Genomic DNA, 18,586 nt, shown 5'->3' with positions numbered 1-18,586 from the left:
AAGAGCGAACACCCCTTTTCCGGCAGCCTCCTGCCTGTCTATTGCGCAACAAGCTCGCGGGTTTCTTCAAGTCTGACTGAGACAAGCTTTGAAACACCTGATTCCTGCATCGTTACACCATACAGGACGTCTGCTTCTTCCATCGTCCCTTTGCGGTGGGTAATGACGATAAACTGTGTTTCCTCACTATATCTCTTCAAATATTGGCTAAAGCGCTGGACATTGGCTTCATCGAGCGCAGCCTCCACTTCATCAAGGATGCAGAACGGAACGGGGCGCACCTTCAGGATTGAGAATAGCAGCGCAATTGCCGTAAGCGCCCTCTCCCCGCCTGATAAGAGCCCCAGATTCTGCAGCTTTTTGCCTGGCGGCTGGGCGACGATGTCAACTCCTGTATTAAGGAGATCGTCAGGCTGGGTCAGCTTTAGATCCGCCCTGCCTCCGCCAAACAGTGCCTGAAAGACAGATTCAAAATGGAATCTGATTCCTTCGAATGTCTGCCGGAATCTTTTTTTCATTTCTTCATCCATTTCATCAATCACCTGGAAGAGAGTGTCCTTCGCTTCCTGCAAATCATCCTTCTGTGCCAAAAGGAATTCATAGCGCTCTGATACGCGTTCATATTCTTCGATGGATCCAAGGTTCACTGTCCCAAGCTCCTCGATCGACAATTTAATGAGCTTAACCTTTTTCCGCGCCTCCTCCGCAGGGATATGGAGCGGATACTCTTCCCTTGCGGCTTCGAAGGTAAGCAGATATTCCTCCCTTAGATGGGCCAGGCGGTTATCCAGTTCTACATCCAGCCTGTTCAGCCGCACTTCCTCATCCTTCATGCTTTCAGTCATGCCTTTATGAAGGCGGCGAAGCTCTTTGGCTGAGAGCTCCAGGTCTTCAAGTGTTTCCTGAAGCTTAAGGCGCTCCTCTTTCCTGGAAGAGATAAAGTCGATGGCTTCCTGCTTGTCCTTCAGCTTTTTCCTTGCGGCCTCCTCAAGCACTTCTTCGCCTGAAGAGCTGCTGGTCAGCTCTGATGACAGCAGCGATAAATCTTCCCTAAAGGTCTGGAGCTTTTCGGATGTCTCCGCCAGCTCTCCCTCAATGGATGCGAAAGTATCTTTAGCAAAGTTCAGCTGTTCGTTTTTGGACGCAAGCGTAATCTTAAGCTCGCCGATCATGTCCATGAGCGTTTCCTTGGAGGTCATCTGAGTGTTTTTCTGCTGTGTCAGCACCTCGATTTCTTCCTCCAGGCCTGAAATGCTATTTTGCATCTTCTCAAGCTCAAGCTCGAGTTCTGCTTTCCTGGCTGAAAGCTTCTGGGACTCTTCGGCAGATTGTGACTTGTCCATATCATACAAGGATAGTCGTTCATTTATGTTTTTCTCAGCCATTTCCACTTCCCGGAGATCGCCCTTCAGGGAGTTTTCCTTCAGTCTCAGTTCTTCCCCGGATCTGCGCAGGTTTTCGATCAGTTCTTCCTGCTTATTTATGTCTCCCTTAACCCTTTTAACCTGTTCTTCCAGCAGCTGTGTCTTGGAATCCATTTCAGCCAAACGTTCTTTCAGCTCTTCAAGCTCTGTCTTCCTGCTGAGCAAAGAAGAGGATTTCTGCTTGACGGCGCCGCCCGTCATGCTGCCGCCCGGGTTTACGACATCGCCTTCCATTGTGACAAACCGGCTTCTGTAATTGAGGATCTTTGCCATTTCATTGGCTCCCTTTAGATCCTTTGAAACTATAACATTGCCGAGGAGGTTTTTAATGACCTCTTCATATTTTGAATCAAAAGAGACCAGGTCAGCGGCAGCACCGATGAAGGATGGATGCTGTTTAAGGGATTGAAGCTGGCTCTGTGACAGCGACTTCCCTTTAATGACATTCAGCGGCAGGAAGGTCGCCCGGCCGTATGAATGCTTCTTCAGGAACTGGATGGCGCTCCGGCCATTCTCTTCGTTCGCTACCACAACATGCTGCATTGCTCCGCCAAGCGCGGTTTCAATCGCGGTCTCATACTGCTTCGGAACCGCAATCAGCTCAGCAATCGCACCTTCAATGCCTTTTAGCGCACCGCCCCTTGCCTTCAGCACTTCTTTGACTCCCTGGAAGAAGCCTGAATAGTCTTCCTCCAGCTCTTCCAGCATATCTTTGCGGGACTTGGCCTGCTGAAGATACTGATAAGCCTGGTAAAGAGTGGTTTCCTGCTTCTGATAATTCGTTTTCAGCGATTCAGTCTTGGCCTGCTCATTCTTGAAAAGGCGGACCTGTTCCTCAAGCTCGCCTTGTATCTGTGCAAGCCTGCCGATGATTTCTTTCTTTTGATCTTCTATCTGCTTTCGTTCTGCGAGAAACTTTTCATTGTCCGACTCAAGCCGGGTTGATCTTGCTCCCTGCTGGGCCAGCTGCTGGCCGATATATTGAAATTCATTTTTAAAAGCAGCCTGCCTGTTCAGCAGTTCAATATAATCACTCTTGAGAGAGTCGATTTTTTCTTCTGTGTTTTCACTATAAAGCTTCAGCTCAGCCTGCTTTTCTCTCAGATTTTTCTGAAGCTCAGCTGCCTCTTTCTGAAGGACATCGGCAATCTCCTGCTGCATTGCTTTTCTTTCTTTAAGAGAAGCTTCCTTTGCCCCAAGCTCTTCTATATTTCTCTTCAGCTGCTCTTTATTATGGGAAGCATTTTTCTTTCGCTCTTTGAGGACCTCTTTCCTGCCCTCGAGCTTTTCCAGCTCCTCGCTGGCGTTAAGCAGCACACCCTGCAGATCATTGATGGACTCATCAAGGTCTGCAATGCCTGCCCTAGCCACCTCGATTTCAGCTTCCTTTTCCCCGATTGCACCGCCCAAGGCTTCTTCTTCCTTTTTCAGCTTTTCAAGCACAGCGGAAAGAGCCTCCCATTTTCCGTGAAGGTCCTCAATCTCAAAGGCTGTAAGGGCAACCTCAATTTTTTCCAGCTCTTCTTTTTGCTGCAGAAAGTCCTTTGCGATAGAAGACTGGATCTTCAGCGGCTCTACCTGGCTTTCGAGCTCATAGACGATATCATTCACCCTGTTCAGGTTTTCCTGAGTTTCAAGAAGCTTGGCCTCTGCCTTTTTCTTTCTAGTTTTATATTTCAGGACACCTGCCGCTTCTTCAAAGATGCTCCTCCGGTCTTCAGCCTTGCTGTTTAAGATCTCTTCGACCTTCCCCTGGCTTATAATGGAGAATGCCTCCCGCCCAAGGCCGGAATCCATGAACAGATCGATAATATCCTTCAGGCGGCACGATTGACTGTTAATATAAAATTCACTGTCCCCTGAGCGGTAGACTCTCCTCGTTACACTCACTTCATTATAATCAAGCGGGAGGAACTGGTCTTCGTTATCAAGGGTCAGTGTCACCTCTGCAAAGTTCAGCGATTTCCTGCTGTCGCTCCCGGCAAAGATGATGTCCTCCATTTTAGATCCCCTCAGGGACTTTGCGGACTGCTCGCCAAGCACCCAGCGGATGGAGTCAGTAATATTGCTTTTGCCGCTCCCATTCGGGCCGACAACTGCTGTTACACCAGGGACAAAATCGACAGAGGATTTCTCGGCGAACGATTTAAAGCCTGCAATATCTAGCCGTTTCAGAAACACTGATATCCCTCCTAGCTTCTCGGTTGGTTTTCTTGGGATGTTGGGTCATTCTGCAAATGGGATTTTAAAATCTCCAGCGCCATCTGGGCCGCGTGCTGTTCTGCTTCTTTTTTCGATCTGCCTGTCCCGGTCCCGAGTTCATTCCCGGACAAGGAAACACGTGAGACAAACTCCCTGCTGTGTGCAGGGCCTTTTTCCTGAAGAATTTTATACTCAATTGAACCCGCTCCATCACGCTGGACGAGCTCCTGAAGCTGGCTCTTGAAATCCATCACATGAGAAAAAGCACCCGAATTGATTTTTGGAAAGACCGTTTGTTCTAAAAATCCGATGACTGTATCTATCCCTTTTTCCAGGTATAATGCGCCGATGAATGCTTCAAACACATCTGCAAGCAAAGCCGGACGCTCTCTTCCGCCTGTCATTTCCTCCCCTTTGCCAAGAAGGACGAGCTTCCCGAACTCAAGCTCATTGGCGAATGCGACCAAGGATGGCTCGCATACAACTGCCGCTCTCAGCTTTGTCAGCTCTCCTTCGCTCATCATGGGATATTTCTTATATAAAAATTGGGATACAGTCAGTTCAAGTACGGCGTCCCCTAAAAATTCCAGCCGTTCATTATCTTCATACGGCTTTCTCCGATGCTCATTCACATACGATGAATGTGTAAAAGCCTGCTTCAGCAGCTTTTCATTCTCAAAGGAAATCCCGATTTTCTTCTGGAACTCCCTGAATTGCATTTCTGCCGCGCGGTATGCTTTTTTCTCTTGGTCTTTATTGTTCTTGCGCATATTGCCTCCACCTTGCTAATAGTTTACATACATTATCAGTTTACGTAATAAATCTTAAAAACGCAAAAAAACCTGAAAGCACCCTGAATATTCCAGACGGCTTCCAGCCTTATGGATCCATGGGCCTTTTCATTAGAATACCCGGGCTCTGCCGGCAATTTAATGTTCCCTGTATCCGCCTTTATAGAAGAAAGCCCCGTTCAAAACGGAGCTTTGCTCAATCTAACGATTACACATTAGCTTTTATGTAATTCACAGCGTCGCCGACTGTTGCGATCTTTTCTGCATCATCGTCAGAGATTTCCATATCGAATTCATCTTCCAGTTCCATAACCAGTTCAACTACATCCAGGGAATCTGCGCCAAGATTTTCTTTGAAAGAAGCTTCCAATGTTACTTCAGACTCTTCAACACCAAGACGATCTACGATGATCTTTGTTACACGTTCTAACACATCTGCCATGCTTGTCACCTCCCCTCAAGACATTATAGAGCATTTTTGCAGATTAATAAATGTTCAGCAGAACTATTTTTACTTTTATCAGCAGAAAAGGCTCTACATCACCATTCCGCCGTCAACATGGAGGGTCTGCCCTGTCATATATCGGCTGTCCTCCGAAGCCAGGAACAAAGCCACCTTTGCAATGTCTGAAGGTTCGCCAAGCCGTCCGAGCGGGATCCCTGACAGCATCTGCTCTTTCACTTCTTCATTGAGCTTGTCCGTCATATCAGTCGAGATGAAGCCGGGGGCAATGGCATTGACGGTGATTCCCCTTGAAGCCAGCTCTTTTGCAGAAGTTTTTGTCAAGCCGATGACGCCTGCTTTAGCGGCAACATAGTTGGCCTGGCCAGGGTTGCCGCTGACACCGACAATCGAGGATACATTGATGATCCTCCCGCTGCGCTGCTTCATCATCTGCCTGCTTGCCGCCTTCGTGCAAAGGAAGACACCTTTGAGATTGATGCTGATAACTTCATCCCATTCTTCCTCTTTCATTCTCATAAGAAGATTATCACGGGTGATGCCGGCATTATTGACAAGAATATCAATGCTTCCGAATTTTTCAAGCGTCTCTTTCATCATAGCCGTTACAGCCTCACTGTCAGATACATCTGCCTTTACAGCAAAAGCATCACGTCCGAGCGCCTTGATTTCTTCAACAGTCTCGTTCGCTTTTGCCTCGCTCCCGGAAAAGTTGACTGCCACATTGGCACCCTGCCTCGCAAGCTCCAATGCAATTTCGCGGCCAATCCCCCTGGAAGCGCCTGTTACGATCGCTGACTTGCCATCCAGCTTCATTGCTGTTCCCCCTTTAACGCCTCAATTGCAGCCGCACAGCTTGCTTCATCTGAAACAGCATATGTTTTGGCTGCGCGGTTAATTTTTTTCACAAGCCCTGATAAGACTTTTCCCGGGCCAATTTCAATGAATGTATCGACTCCGAGGCCGATCATCCTTTCGATGGAATCCTCCCACAGCACCGGCGAATAGAGCTGCTGGACAAGCTTTTCTTTAATATCCCCTGATTCGGTCATTTCCGCGGCACTGACATTGGAGATGACTGGGATTTGTGCATCAGAAACCGTGATGCTGTCCAGGACATCCCTCAGATTCTCTGCCGCCGGCTTCATGAGAGATGAGTGGAACGGTCCGCTGACATCTAGCGGAAGAACCCTCTTGGCGCCTGCTTCTTTGGCTTTTGCTGAAGCTTGCTCTACGCCCTGTCTGGAGCCGGATATTACGATCTGCCCGGGGCAATTAAGGTTTGCCAGCTGTACCGGATGCCCTTCCTCTGAAATTTTCTCTGTTACCGCACGCAGTTCATCCCTGCCGAGGCCGAGGACTGCTGCCATCGTGCCTTCACCGTTTGGAACTGCTGCTTCCATGAATTCGCCTCTTTTTCTTACCGCATGTACCGCATCTTCAAAAGAGATGCTGCCTGCAGCGACAAGGGCAGTGTATTCACCAAGGCTGTGTCCGGCTGTATAATCAGCCTTGATTCCAGATTCACGGAACTTCGCAAGAATGGCAATGCTTGTCGTCAAAAGCGCCGGCTGGGCATTGACCGTTAATGTCAGTGTCTCCTGCGGCCCTTCAAATATCAGGCTTGAAAGCTTATCATTCAGCCTTTGGTCTGCCTGGTCAAAGACAGCTTTTACTTTATCATCTGATTCTGCCAAAGATTTCCCCATGCCAACAGTCTGTGAACCCTGGCCAGGAAATAAAAATGCAATTTTCCCCATTTTCCCTTCTCCTTTTCAAAGAAATCTGCAGGTTATTCCCTGCCTGCTCCAGGCAGCTTTTCCGCAGCTGCTTTTATTGTTTCCGCCACATTATTCTGCACCATTTCACGTGTCTGCCTGACTGCGCTGTAGAGCGCATTACTGTCAGAGGACCCATGGGCCTTGATGACAGGAGCGTTCAGTCCGAACAGCCCTGCCCCGCCGTACTCCGAATAGTCCATCTTTGATTTCAGCTGGACAAGATCAGGCTTCAGCACTGCTGCTGCCAGCTTGCTCTTCAGGCTGCTTGTCATGGCTTCCTTCATCATTTTAAAGACGGATAAGGCAGTGCCTTCTATCGTCTTCAGAACCATATTCCCTGTAAAGCCGTCAGTAACGACTACATCTGCCGCACCCTCCAGAAGGTCTCTTGCTTCTACATTCCCGACAAAATTAAGCCCGGCATCCTTGATCAATCCAAATGCATTCTTGGCCAGTTCATTTCCTTTTTTCTCTTCTGTGCCGATATTTAAAAGGCCTACGCGGGGGTTAGAGACGCCCCTGACTTTTTCACAATATATCGACCCCATGACGGCATATTGCAGAAGGTGCTCTGGTTTCGCATCGACATTTGCACCAACATCAAGGAGCAGAAAACCTTTGCCATCTATTGTCGGCAGAGTCGGCGATAATGCCGGCCTTTCAATGCCCTCGATCCTTCCTACAACGAATAATCCTGCTGCCATCAGCGCGCCTGTATTGCCGGCTGAAATGCAGGCATCCGCATTGCCATCAGCGACCTGCCTTGCGGCAAGGACCATTGAAGCATCCTTCTTTCTCCGCACAGCCCTGACTGGTTCATCGGTGCCAAGGATCATCTCTTCTGTATGGATGATCTCAATTCTCTCACTCTCTGCCAGATGCTCCCTGATTCTCTTTTCGTCACCGACGAGTGTAATATGTATGTCCTTGAATTCTGCTGCAGCCTTCATGGCCCCGAGTACAATTTCCTTTGGAGCGTTGTCCCCGCCCATTGCATCTATCGCAATCTTAATCATTCTGCATCATCCCCTGCTTGTTAACGGATTATTTTCATGCTTCTCTATGGGATCGGAACATGTCGAACTCGCCTTTGAATACCAGTTCATTGTTCGCAAAGCTTGAAACCTCTACAAGTGTCCTGCCAGAGCTGTTGTCGATCTTAACGACTTTTGCTTTTGCGATTACCCTTTCATTCTGGTGTACTGAGCGGGTAAACTGTATGCTTGCTTTAGCCGTTAGTGCCAGCTCGTCATTTATGACAGCGACAGCCAGTGAATTGGCCTGTGCAAAAAGGTGGTGGCCGCGGGCAATCCGGTTCCTTTTGAATACATGCTCTTCTTTTACGTCAAATATGGAAATCGCTGTATTATCAAGTTCTATGTCAATGATTTCTCCAATGACTTCATCAATGGGAAGTGATTTAACTTCATCCTCGAAGGATTTCTCCGCAACATTTTTGATCCTTTCCCTCAGTTCGGGAATGGAAAGCTCGAGACGGTCGAGCCGGATGGTCTGGACGCTGACTGAAAAACGGTCGGCCAAATCCTCGTCTGTTATGAAGGGATTATCCTTTATCGTTTCAACCAGCAGCTGCTGGCGTTCTTTTTTGTTTTTTCTCATATCCTCCACCGCCGAGATATTAAGACTAGGTACTAATAGTAGTATATATAAAAAAAAAGCAGAGCGCAAGGCAGAACTTTCCCGTTCTGTCTCCGTCTGCTTCTCACTTCAATCAAGCTTTTCTCCTTGGAACACGCCTGTATTTTTAAGATATTCCCTCAGCATCATATATTCCGGCCCTTCCCAGAAGATGCTGGACTGTATCAGCTTCGAAGCATCATTTCGGGCCGTTTCAAGAGCACGGTAGTCATGGACCATATCAGCTACCTTGAACTCAGGCATACCGCTTTGCTTGCGGCCGAAAAAGTCTCCCGGCCCCCTCAGTTCCAAATCCTTTTCACTGAGAACAAAGCCATCGTTCGTCTCAGACATGATTTTCATCCGTTCTTTCCCGACCTCTGATTTTGGATCGGCAAGGAGGATGCAATAAGACTGTTCGCTCCCCCTTCCGACCCTTCCCCTCAGCTGGTGCAGCTGGGATAGCCCGAATCTCTCAGCATCATAGATTACCATAATGGTAGCATTAGGCACATTGACCCCAACTTCAACGACAGTTGTAGATACGAGAACCTGGATCTCATTGCGGCTGAAGCTTTTCATCACTTCATCCTTTTCCTCCGGATGGAGCCTGCCATGCATCAGCCCTACCTTATACCGGTCCTGATAATAGAATGTCAGATTGCTGTGGACATCGATGGCATTCTGGACATCAAGCTTGTCCGATTCCTCAATCAGCGGGCAAATAACGTACGCCTGCCTGCCTTTCGAAAGCTCCTTCTCCATGAATTGAAGAATCCGGTCGAGCATTTCCTGCTTCGCCCAGTAAGTTTCGATTGTCTTCCTGCCTGCGGGCATTTCATCAATAATAGATACATCCATTTCCCCGAACACCGTTATGGCAAGCGTTCTTGGGATCGGAGTTGCTGTCATGAACAGTACATCAGGGCTTTCACCCTTTTCACGGAGCACCCGGCGCTGCTCTACGCCAAACCGGTGCTGTTCATCTGTTATGACAAATCCGAGCCGTTTGAACTCGACCTCCTGCTGGATAAGGGCGTGTGTCCCGACCAGGACATCGATTTCCCCTTCCGCCAGCCTGGCGAGGATTTCTTTTCTCTTTTTCCCCTTCACAGAGCTTGTCAGCAGCTCACACGACAGGCCATGCGGCTCAAGCAGCTCTTTGAGCGATTTCTCATGCTGCTCTGCCAGTATCTCTGTAGGGACCATCAGCGCCCCCTGATAGCCTGCTGTTGCGGCTGCATATAAACCTATTGCGGCTACGACCGTCTTGCCGGAGCCTACATCCCCTTGAAGGAGCCTGTTCATACGGTGCGGGGATTTCATATCAGACAGGATTTCGTTCACTACTCTTTTTTGGGCTCCAGTCAAAGGAAATGGAAGCGAGCCGATGAATTCTTTCAGCTTTTTCAAATCATACGTCTGGACAATCCCTTTTGACTGTTCACGCTCAAATTTTCTGAGAGCCTGCATTTTGAGCTGGAAATATAAGAATTCTTCATAAACAAATCTGCGCCTTGCCTGCTTCAAATCCTCGGGCCCGCCCGGAAAATGCATCGCCCTGAGGGCATCTTTCCTGTTCAAGAGCTTATACTGCTCAAGAAGCCGCTCAGGCAGCGTCTCCACAATGCTGTCAGCATACTGGCCGAACGCCAGTCCAATAAACCTGCGTATGCCTTTGACAGTAATGCTCCCTTTCACAGCGTATACAGGTTCAAAATCCTTGGAGGCTGCATTTTCCCCCAGATGAATCTCACTGGCAGAGATCATCTGGCGGTGCTGGTCCCACTTTCCTGTTATCGTGACTGAATCATTGATGGCAAATTTCTTTTTTAAATAAGGCTGGTTAAAAAATACCGCCTGGATCAAATAACGGCCGACAAGGACTCTTATCGTCAGGCGCGACCGTTTTCTCCCATAATAAGTCAGCAAAGGCTCGCTGTGAATTTTCCCTTCCACTGTAACCCTTTCCTCATGCTTGACTTCAGACAGGTCTTTAAGCCGGTAATCCTCATAGCGGAACGGGAAATGCTCCAAAAGGTCGCCGACAGTCGAAATATTCATATCTGCCAGTGCTTCAGCGGTCTCTGCACCTATTCCTTTTATATTTGTAACTGGTTCGTTCAACATATTTTTAATCACCTGATTTCGATTTTACTTTATAGGAGAATATGGCTGAGGATGCATCCGGGGATCTCTTTTTGGAAGCTTCGGCGGGTTTCGGGGGCATTGCCTGCCTGCATAGATAGAAATAGAAGGGGCATCCCCTTCTATTTCCTTGGACTGCTATTCAATTGAAAAGATGAAAGCGTACAATGGCTGTTTGCCATCATGCACTTCAACTTCGATGTCCTCGTACTCTTTTTCCAGGAAGTCTGCAATATCTTCCAGATCTTCCTCGGATGCATCCTCGCCCTTAAGGATTGTAATGATTTCAGCATCCTCATCAATCATATGGGTGAGGAGCTTTTTGGCTGATTCCTTCTTATCCTTGTCTTTGACAACGATTTTGCCATCAGCGATGCCCATGAAATCTTCTTTTTCAATTTCAAGGCCATCGATGCTTGTGTCACGGACAGCAAAAGTGATCTGTCCTGTCTTGACATGGCTTAAAGCCTCGCTCATGCCGCTTTCATTGTCCGAAAGGCCTGCACCCGGATTGAAAGCAAGCAGTGCAGCCATACCCTGCGGCACAGTTTTGGATGGAATGACAATAACGTCTTCCTCCGCTACCTCGGCAGCCTGCTGGGCAGCCATAATGATGTTCTTGTTGTTTGGCAGGATGATGATCTTTTTGGCGTTCGCATCCTTTATTGCCTTCACAATGTCCTCGGTGCTCGGATTCATTGTCTGGCCGCCTTCAATGACAACATGGGCGCCGATGCTTCTGAAGAGGTCGGCAATGCCGCTGCCCATTGACACAGCTACAATGCCGTACTCAAGCTTCTCATTTGTTTTAGCCGGTTCTCCGGTCCTTAGCGGGGTATGTGTCTCGCCCACTATGTCTGTGTGCTGCTGGCGCATATTTTCAATCTTCATATTCACCAGGCTGCCATATTTCTGGCCATAGCTCAGCACATCTCCGGGCTGCTCAGAATGAATATGTACCTTCACCAGTTCTTCATCGGCAATGACGAGAAGTGAATCACCTAAAAGGCTAAGATCCTGACGGAATAGATCTTCAGAAAATCTTTTTCCGTTCAGTTTTTCTTCTTCAAGCTTAACCATGAATTCTGTGCAATAGCCGAATTCGATATCTGCCGTATTGATATGCCCCTGAACTGATTTATGATGCTCTGCATTTACCATTTCATCCATGCTCGGAAGAGAGGCAGGTGCGTCAGGGAGCTTTTCGCCCTTCAGCTCAGCAAGAAAGCCTTCGTAAACAAATACAAGGCCTTGCCCGCCGCTGTCCACAACACCGACTTCCTTCAGTACAGGCAGCAGGTCAGGCGTCCGGTTCAGCGAAGCTTTTGCTTCCTTCAGGACTTCCTCAAGGACTTTAATAATATCATCCTCATTTTGCGCAGCCTGCACGCCCCTCCGGGCAGAATCCTTCGCAACGGTCAGGATCGTCCCTTCAACCGGCTTCATGACAGCTTTATAGGCGGTTTCGACTCCAGTATTCAGTGCGTCTGCAAACTCGCTTGCTGTAATTTCAGACTTTTGCTCAATTGCTTTAGAGAAGCCGCGGAACAGCTGTGACAGGATGACACCCGAATTCCCGCGGGCACCCATCAATAATCCTTTTGAAAGGGCAGTGCCCACTTTTCCAATATGCGCCTGGACATTATTCCTGACTTCCTTCGCTCCGGAAGTCATCGATAAATTCATATTGGTTCCTGTATCTCCATCAGGAACCGGGAAAACGTTTAGCGCATCTACATATTTGGCATTAGAGGATAAGTGGTTTGCACCCTGCATCACCATTTCCGCGAAACGCTTTCCATCTAAAACTGTAATTGACACAAATCTTTCCTCCTCACTACGGGTTCGTTACACGAACTCCCTGAACGTAAATATTAACCGAGTCAACGGCAAGTCCAACAGTTTTATCAAGGGTGTACTTTACTTTTGATTGCACGTTGTGGGCAACCTCGGAAATTTTCGTTCCATAACTCACAATAATATACATATCGATATGTACTTCTTCGCTTTCCTGGCGCACAATCACACCGCGTGTAAAGTTTTCCTTGCGCAGAATATCCGTAAGCCCGTCTTTAATCTGATTCTTGGAAGCCATCCCTACAATGCCGTAGCAGTCAACAGCTGCGCCTCCGGCAATAGTAGCGATCACATCATTAGATATATCAATTTGCCCGAATTTCGTTTTTAATTCAATGGACATGAGTCGTTCCCCCTTTGGAAATTGCTCCTTGACTAAAGTCATTTTACTATATCAAGGGTAAATTTAAAAGCTATACTTCCCCTTTCTTATTATAGGGCAGCTTCCCGTATACTATGTCAAGGAAATTTTCTTGAAAGGTTGCATCACAACTATTGCATTCATTTGGGTTGTATGATAAATTATTAAAGTATCTTTTAATGCCGAAAAACATACTCGTTACTGTTTTTCCATTACTTAGATTGAGCAATATGATCATTGCAAATGAAAGCATGAAAAAATAGTTTCAAGCTTTGTGAGTTAGGAGGGAAATATACATGCCACGCAAATGTGTCGTAACAGGTAGAAAAACAACTTCAGGCAATAAGCGTTCCCACGCTATGAATGCAAACAAGCGTACTTGGGGAGCTAACCTTCAAAAAGTTCGCATCCTTGTAGACGGTAAGCCTAAACGTGTTTGGGTTTCTGCAAGAGCGCTTAAATCAGGTAAAGTAGAACGAGTGTAACAGCTCGAAAAGGACATCCCGCGGATGTCCTTTTTTATATTTACAGGGATATAACTGCCACTGCATCCAGATATCCAGCTCATCTTTTCTTGTTAGTATTCCATGATGTTTTTTTCGGCCTTATTCTGCCTGAAATCAACATCAGTGTTTAACAAGCTTTGTTTTTGAAAAAAGAAACAGCACCCGGCGTCCGGATGCTGATGAAGGTGTACTGTTTTTTGTACGTTCTGCTATGGATCTATCACTTTTATTCCTTTTTAAAGGTTCCTAGCATCGCGCGGACAAGTCCGCCTAAAAACTTCGGCAATTTAATCGTATAAAACTTCATGGATATGTCCCTCCTCGCCATCTAACCGCAAATCTCTCTGTCCTCTTTTGCGCCCTTAACATCATATTCAAAAGATTAAGATGAGTACACTTTGTTTTATGACTTTTAATCATGACTCCTTATCACCATTATTATGCCTTCGGTAAATGAAAAAGTACCATAATCATCATTAAGTTCATTACTAATGCACAGGGTGGAGCCGAGCGGTACAAATTTATCTTTCAGCGGATATTTAAAGCCTTTGAGCGTCAGATCCTTTATATGACTCGTCACAGGGACAAAGGAAACATATTTCATATTCTCCATTGGCAGGACAGAATAAGCCCCAGGGCCTTTGACATAAATAATATTCCTGCTGTCTATCAGCTCGATATGGGTGCTTTCCCCTTTCAGGTGCGGCCCGATCAGGAGCTGTACATTGGCAAAGAAGTGGTCGAGCCTCCCGCCGGTTCCGCCATATATTTTGATGGCTTCTGGTTCCTGCTTCAGTGCCCAGATGATGGCAAGCTCCATATCGGTTTCATCTTTCTCGGGATTGAACAGCTTGATTTCCTTTACTGATTTCTTAATTATCTCCATTTCTTCCAGGGATACGGAATCAAAATCACCGAATGCAGCCTGCGGAACAATTCCTTTTGAAATCAGGGTGAAGACTCCCCGGTCCACTCCTGCCCAGATCTCCCCTTCTCCTCCGGCTTCAAGTTCCGGAAGTAGATCCACTGGCCCTCCTGCTAAAATATGAATAATCAGCTGTAACACCTGCCTTTTTCTGTAATTGCTTAAAGAAAAGCCAGCCGAATCATTCAGCTGGCTTTTCTTTTTCTTTATCCCCTAAGTGCAGCGATTGCTTTCGCGCGGTCTTTCTGATTATAAACAGCAGAACCGGCCACAAGGACATTTGCGCCTGCCTCTATACAGAGCTTTGCCGTCTCTTCATTCACACCGCCATCCACTTCAATTTCAAGATCCGGCTTCTGCTCTGCAGCCATTTCTTTTACCTGTCTGATTTTCGGCAGCACCGATGAAATGAATTTCTGGCCTCCAAAACCAGGATTCACTGTCATCAGAAGGACCATGTCGATATCCTGGATGATATGCTTAAGAGCTTCTGCCGGGGTCGCTGGATTCAGGACGACGCCTGCTTTTACACCATAAGATTTGATAAGATGGATCGTCCGGTGCAGATGCGTGGATGCTTCTGCATGGACTGTAATATAATCGGCGCCTGCCTTGGCGAAGGCTTCGATATACTGATCTGGATTTTCAATCATCAGATGCACATCAAGCGGCAGCTTTGTAATCGGCCTGACTGCCTCTACAATCAGCGGGCCGATCGTAATATTCGGGACAAAATGGCCATCCATTACATCCACATGGATATAGTCGGCCCCTCCCCTTTCTACACCCTTGATTTCTTCTCCCAGCCGGGAAAAATCAGCAGATAATATCGATGGTGCAATCTTAACCATATTAATACCTCGGCTTTCTATCTTTTATTTCCTGGAGGAAATCTTTGTAATGCTCATATCTGTATTGCGGAATTTCTCCGTTGTCGACGGCTGCTTTCACCGCACATTTCGGCTCAGAAATATGCAGGCAGGCACGGAATTTGCAGGCCTCGCTTTTTTCCCTGATATCCGGGAAGCAGAAATTCAATTCTTCTGCTTCAATATCGGTGAACTCAAGGGAGCTGAAACCTGGCGTATCAGCAACAAATCCCTGTCCGATTTCAATCAGCTCTACATGCCGGGTTGTATGCTTCCCTCTTCCCAGATGTGAGGAAATGTTGTCCGTTTTTAGTTCCAGCTCTGGCCTGAGAGCATTGAGGAGAGAAGATTTCCCTACTCCCGACTGCCCGGCAAAGACTGAAATCCCTCTTTCAAGGAAAGGAAGAAGCTCATCAATCCCGATCCCGTTTTCCGAGGAAGTCAGCAGCACATCGTAGCCTGCCTGCCTGTAAGAAGCTGCATAGTCCTCTATCTTCATTCTCTCTTCTTCATTTACCAGATCCATTTTTGAGATGCAGATAATCGGCTGGATATGGTTAAATTCAACCAGCACAAGAAAACGGTCCAGCAAAGCTGTACTGAAATCCGGCTCAGAAGCTGAAAAGACGAGGATTGCCTGGTCCACATTGGCAATCGGAGGCCTGACCAGTTCATTCTTTCTTTCTTTCACTTCAAGGATATATCCTTCACTGTCGTTATCTGCCTGATATACGACATTGTCTCCGACAAGGGGAGTGATCTTGTTTTTCCTGAATACTCCCCTGCCCCTGCATTGAACAGTTCTTTCGCCGCTAAGCACATAATAGAATCCGCTTAATGCCTTAATGATTTTGCCTTCAGGCATACAAACACTCCTAATTCTTTTTAGTTCCCGGGATAATCGACTTCTTCTTCAATGATCAGATTATTATTTCTCAGGACTTTATAATACGCTTTGCTGCCTTTTAGAATCATCAGCTCCAGCTCATACTTCCGTTCTTCGGTAATATAGAATGTATCAAAAGGCACAGTCATACTATTATTTAAATCCTCTACAAGAATTTGAATTTCCTGCGGCTCCCCTTCTACCTCAGGCTCATAAGGAATAGTGATTTCCTCAGTTACCGTTTCTGGCGGAATTTCCTCCTTGCCTTTTGAGAAGGTGACTGAGAGGCTGGAATTCTTGCCAAGCTCTGTTCCTGCCGGCTGGGACTGACTGATAACAAGACCTTTTTCAACTGTGTCATGAAATTCTTCTTTCGAGGTATCAATTTTCAGGCCCGTTGACTCTGCGTAATCCTGGACACCCTTCAGGTTCAGGCCGGTAAGATCCTTCAGCACAATCGGCGCAGGCCCTTTGCTTACGGTGAACACAATTTCAGTTTCCTCAGGGATCACTTCGTCTCCTGCATCGATGGACTGCTCAAGGATTGTCCCCTCAGGCTCTTCCTCGTTATTCACGTCATCCCGGCTGATTTGTTTAAAGCCCTCTTCTCCGAGAAGACTTTCTACCTCTTCGAACGACCTTCCGGTATAGTCGGACATTTCAAACTTCTCTTTACCCGTGCTCAAATAAATGGTTACACTGGATTCTTCCTTCGCCATCCTGCCCGCCTTCGGATCGGTTCTGATTACAAGGCCCTCTTCTATTTCTTCATCATTTATCTCGACGGGGTCTCCCACTTCAAAGCCTGACTTTGTCAAAATGGAGGTTGCATCCTCAATCGTTTCCCCGGACACATCAGGAACTTCAAGTTCCTTTGGCAGGAACAGCTCAGGAAGAACCGTCAAGGCTAGTACACCCAGTACAACAAAGAAAAGGAAAAAAGAAACAAGGACAATCGGCCACTTCTTCTTTTTGTTTTTCTTATCTTTCTTTTGCTTCTTGGCAGCTGGAGCCGAATTGGCGGCATAACCTTTATCATCTTTTTCGTGTACGCGTGTTTCGTCCATATTCTGGTAAGGACGGTCGCTGGTGATGACCGGAATTGCTTTTGTTGCATCATCATCTTCCGGCACCGAAAACTTCTCTTCATTTATACGGTCCGGTTCGAGGGCAGTCCTGATATCTTCCTCCATGTCCTCAACATGTTCATACCGATGGAAAGGATCCTTGGCAGTTGCCTTCAATACGATATTCTCTACACTTTGGGGAATAGATGGATTCCACCTTCTTAATGAAGGGGTTTCGGACTGAAGATGCTTAAGCGCGATGGAAACTGCAGACTCACCTGAAAAAGGCAGCCTGCCGGTCAGCAGCTCGAACATCACAATTCCGAGGGAGTATATATCAGATTTCTTATTGGCCATCCCTCCCCTTGCCTGTTCAGGGGAAAGATAATGTACGGAGCCAAGCACAGAGTTTGTTTGGGTGATGCTCGTTGAACTCAGGGCCATGGCGATCCCGAAATCTGTGATTTTCACATTCCCGAGCCGGTCAACCAGGATATTATGCGGCTTGATGTCCCTGTGGACGATATGATGCTGATGGGCATGGGAAATGGCAGACAGAAGCTGCTTCATAATATCCAGTGCCGTGTCAATGGGTACTGGTGAATGCTGCTGGATATACTGTTTGAGGGTTTGCCCTTCCACATATTCCATGACAATATAATAGATTGAATCTTCTTCGCCAACATCATAGATGCTCACTATATTCGGATGTGCGAGGCTTGTAGCCGATTGCGCTTCACGGTGGAATCTCCTGATGAATTCGTCATTTTCAGCAAAATCCAGGCGCAGAATCTTTACGGCCACATCACGGTCCAGGATCATATCATGCGCCAGATAAACATTCGCCATCCCGCCGCCGCCTATCATATCCAAAATCTTATAGCGGCCGCTTATTCTTTTACCAATCAGCATTCTGTATCACCAGAACTGCCCGCATCCATAAACTCGACAATCACAAGGGTGATATTGTCCTCACCGCCGTTGTCATTGGCAAGCTGGATCAGATCCGCTGCCTTATCACCGAGCTCTTTTTCCCCGGCCAGGATTTCATGCATCTCCTGCTCTGAAACCTTATTTGTCAGTCCATCCGAACTGAGAAGCAGCAGATCCTCCTCCTCAAATACGATGGTCCTGGTGTCCATCTGTACCTTTTCTTCTGTTCCAAGCGCCCTCAGCAAAACATTCTTCCGGGGGTGATGCTCTGCATCTTCTTTTGAAATCTGGCCTGAGCGGAGGAGCTCATTCACAAGGGAATGGTCTTCTGTCAGCTGCTTGAATCCTGATTCGTTCAATATGTAACCCCTGCTGTCGCCAATATTGGCAATGGTGGCAAACAGGCCGGTCGCAATGGCGGCAACGATGGTCGTCCCCATGCCTTCGCATTCACTGTTATTCTTTGAATGTTCGAACAACAGGGCATTCACTTCTCCAATATTGGCCCTCAGCCATTCCTCAGCCTGCTCCGGCGTCTCAACACCTGCATTGTCTTCCCAAAGCTCCTTCAGCTTCAGGAGGGTCATCTCACTGGCAACGTCACCCGCACGGTGGCCGCCCATGCCATCGGCTACGATGGCAAGGCGCTGACCGCTGCGGTTGACAAAAATTCCGCCGTTATCTTCATTATGCTGACGGATTTTTCCCCTGTCCGTCATAAAGACAGCTTTCATT

The 18,586-nt window shown here is 47.3% G+C and carries 17 protein-coding genes; 1 reads left to right on the top strand and 16 read right to left on the bottom strand.

Annotation, left to right across the window (positions count from 1 at the left end; all coding sequences use genetic code 11):
• Nucleotides 1-38 precede the first annotated feature (38 nt).
• From smc to LCM00_RS14530, 10 genes are all read right to left on the bottom strand, one after another.
• Nucleotides 39-3,605, bottom strand: coding sequence for a chromosome segregation protein SMC (smc, locus tag LCM00_RS14575; RefSeq protein WP_224903356.1), 3,567 nt, complete (start codon nucleotides 3,603-3,605; stop codon nucleotides 39-41).
• A gap of 11 nt (nucleotides 3,606-3,616) precedes the next feature.
• Nucleotides 3,617-4,396, bottom strand: coding sequence for a ribonuclease III (gene rnc, locus LCM00_RS14570; RefSeq protein WP_224903354.1), 780 nt, complete (start codon nucleotides 4,394-4,396; stop codon nucleotides 3,617-3,619).
• A 229-nt stretch (nucleotides 4,397-4,625) separates the two neighbouring features.
• Nucleotides 4,626-4,859, bottom strand: a complete 234-nt coding sequence (locus LCM00_RS14565) for an acyl carrier protein (RefSeq protein ID WP_009795947.1) — start codon at nucleotides 4,857-4,859, stop codon at nucleotides 4,626-4,628.
• 93 nt (nucleotides 4,860-4,952) lie between these two features.
• Nucleotides 4,953-5,696, bottom strand: coding sequence for a 3-oxoacyl-[acyl-carrier-protein] reductase (gene fabG, locus LCM00_RS14560; protein ID WP_224903351.1), 744 nt, complete (start codon nucleotides 5,694-5,696; stop codon nucleotides 4,953-4,955).
• Nucleotides 5,693-6,640 carry an ACP S-malonyltransferase gene (gene fabD, locus LCM00_RS14555; protein WP_224903348.1) on the bottom strand — a complete coding sequence of 316 codons (948 nt, stop codon included), beginning with the start codon at nucleotides 6,638-6,640 and terminating at the stop codon, nucleotides 5,693-5,695. Before fabD ends, fabG begins: the two co-directional genes overlap by 4 nt.
• A 32-nt stretch (nucleotides 6,641-6,672) precedes the next feature.
• Nucleotides 6,673-7,674: a phosphate acyltransferase PlsX gene (gene plsX / locus LCM00_RS14550; RefSeq protein WP_224903615.1), complete on the bottom strand. Its 1,002-nt coding sequence runs from the start codon at nucleotides 7,672-7,674 to the stop codon at nucleotides 6,673-6,675.
• A gap of 37 nt (nucleotides 7,675-7,711) precedes the next feature.
• Nucleotides 7,712-8,281, bottom strand: coding sequence for a transcription factor FapR (gene fapR / locus LCM00_RS14545; protein ID WP_009795951.1), 570 nt, complete (start codon nucleotides 8,279-8,281; stop codon nucleotides 7,712-7,714).
• A 108-nt stretch (nucleotides 8,282-8,389) separates the two neighbouring features.
• Nucleotides 8,390-10,429, bottom strand: coding sequence for an ATP-dependent DNA helicase RecG (recG, locus tag LCM00_RS14540; RefSeq protein WP_263623366.1), 2,040 nt, complete (start codon nucleotides 10,427-10,429; stop codon nucleotides 8,390-8,392).
• 156 nt (nucleotides 10,430-10,585) lie between these two features.
• Entirely contained in the window at nucleotides 10,586-12,268 is a 1,683-nt protein-coding gene (locus LCM00_RS14535) for a DAK2 domain-containing protein (RefSeq protein ID WP_224903345.1), read from the bottom strand.
• A gap of 16 nt (nucleotides 12,269-12,284) precedes the next feature.
• Nucleotides 12,285-12,647, bottom strand: a complete 363-nt coding sequence (locus LCM00_RS14530) for an Asp23/Gls24 family envelope stress response protein (protein ID WP_009795954.1) — start codon at nucleotides 12,645-12,647, stop codon at nucleotides 12,285-12,287.
• Between the two features lie 314 nt (nucleotides 12,648-12,961).
• Between LCM00_RS14530 and rpmB the strand changes: the two genes are divergently transcribed.
• Nucleotides 12,962-13,150, top strand: a complete 189-nt coding sequence (gene rpmB / locus LCM00_RS14525) for a 50S ribosomal protein L28 (RefSeq protein WP_009795956.1) — start codon at nucleotides 12,962-12,964, stop codon at nucleotides 13,148-13,150.
• 247 nt (nucleotides 13,151-13,397) lie between these two features.
• Here the strand turns inward: rpmB and spoVM are convergent, their stop codons facing one another.
• From spoVM to LCM00_RS14495, 6 genes are all read right to left on the bottom strand, one after another.
• On the bottom strand, nucleotides 13,398-13,478 hold the full coding sequence (gene spoVM, locus LCM00_RS14520) for a stage V sporulation protein SpoVM (protein ID WP_022543708.1): 81 nt from the start codon (nucleotides 13,476-13,478) through the stop codon (nucleotides 13,398-13,400).
• 105 nt (nucleotides 13,479-13,583) lie between these two features.
• On the bottom strand, nucleotides 13,584-14,228 hold the full coding sequence (locus tag LCM00_RS14515; protein WP_224903613.1) for a thiamine diphosphokinase: 645 nt from the start codon (nucleotides 14,226-14,228) through the stop codon (nucleotides 13,584-13,586).
• 74 nt (nucleotides 14,229-14,302) lie between these two features.
• Entirely contained in the window at nucleotides 14,303-14,947 is a 645-nt protein-coding gene (gene rpe, locus LCM00_RS14510) for a ribulose-phosphate 3-epimerase (RefSeq protein ID WP_224903342.1), read from the bottom strand.
• A gap of 1 nt (nucleotide 14,948) precedes the next feature.
• The gene (rsgA, locus tag LCM00_RS14505; RefSeq protein ID WP_224903339.1) at nucleotides 14,949-15,830 is read right to left on the bottom strand and encodes a ribosome small subunit-dependent GTPase A; all 882 of its coding nucleotides are present in this window, start codon (nucleotides 15,828-15,830) and stop codon (nucleotides 14,949-14,951) included.
• Between the two features lie 20 nt (nucleotides 15,831-15,850).
• Complete coding sequence (gene pknB / locus LCM00_RS14500; RefSeq protein ID WP_224903336.1) at nucleotides 15,851-17,830, bottom strand: Stk1 family PASTA domain-containing Ser/Thr kinase; 1,980 nt, start codon at nucleotides 17,828-17,830, stop codon at nucleotides 15,851-15,853.
• Nucleotides 17,824-18,585 (bottom strand): Stp1/IreP family PP2C-type Ser/Thr phosphatase, encoded by a 762-nt coding sequence (locus LCM00_RS14495; RefSeq protein ID WP_224903333.1) that lies wholly within the window; start codon nucleotides 18,583-18,585, stop codon nucleotides 17,824-17,826. Before LCM00_RS14495 ends, pknB begins: the two co-directional genes overlap by 7 nt.
• Nucleotide 18,586: the final 1 nt, after the last annotated feature.

Origin of the sequence: Bacillus infantis, from assembly GCF_020171945.1 — a bacterium.
Taxonomy (GTDB): domain Bacteria; phylum Bacillota; class Bacilli; order Bacillales; family Cytobacillaceae; genus Bacillus_AB; species Bacillus_AB infantis_A.
Note: the sequence above shows the minus strand (reverse complement) of the source record. Positions and strands in the feature narration are given on the sequence as shown.

Bases quoted from the DNA above. Each gene is read 5' to 3' on its own strand.
- rnc (WP_224903354.1), bottom strand. From the start codon at position 4,396: ATGCGCAAGAACAATAAAGACCAAGAGAAAAAAGCATACCGCGCGGCA.
- LCM00_RS14565 (WP_009795947.1), bottom strand. From the start codon at position 4,859: ATGGCAGATGTGTTAGAACGTGTAACAAAGATCATCGTAGATCGTCTT.
- fabG (WP_224903351.1), bottom strand. From the start codon at position 5,696: ATGAAGCTGGATGGCAAGTCAGCGATCGTAACAGGCGCTTCCAGGGGG.
- fabD (WP_224903348.1), bottom strand. From the start codon at position 6,640: ATGGGGAAAATTGCATTTTTATTTCCTGGCCAGGGTTCACAGACTGTT.
- fapR (WP_009795951.1), bottom strand. From the start codon at position 8,281: ATGAGAAAAAACAAAAAAGAACGCCAGCAGCTGCTGGTTGAAACGATA.
- recG (WP_263623366.1), bottom strand. From the start codon at position 10,429: ATGTTGAACGAACCAGTTACAAATATAAAAGGAATAGGTGCAGAGACC.
- LCM00_RS14530 (WP_009795954.1), bottom strand. From the start codon at position 12,647: ATGTCCATTGAATTAAAAACGAAATTCGGGCAAATTGATATATCTAAT.
- rpmB (WP_009795956.1), top strand. From the start codon at position 12,962: ATGCCACGCAAATGTGTCGTAACAGGTAGAAAAACAACTTCAGGCAAT.
- spoVM (WP_022543708.1), bottom strand. From the start codon at position 13,478: ATGAAGTTTTATACGATTAAATTGCCGAAGTTTTTAGGCGGACTTGTC.
- rpe (WP_224903342.1), bottom strand. From the start codon at position 14,947: ATGGTTAAGATTGCACCATCGATATTATCTGCTGATTTTTCCCGGCTG.
- rsgA (WP_224903339.1), bottom strand. From the start codon at position 15,830: ATGCCTGAAGGCAAAATCATTAAGGCATTAAGCGGATTCTATTATGTG.
- pknB (WP_224903336.1), bottom strand. From the start codon at position 17,830: ATGCTGATTGGTAAAAGAATAAGCGGCCGCTATAAGATTTTGGATATG.
- LCM00_RS14495 (WP_224903333.1), bottom strand. From the start codon at position 18,585: ATGAAAGCTGTCTTTATGACGGACAGGGGAAAAATCCGTCAGCATAAT.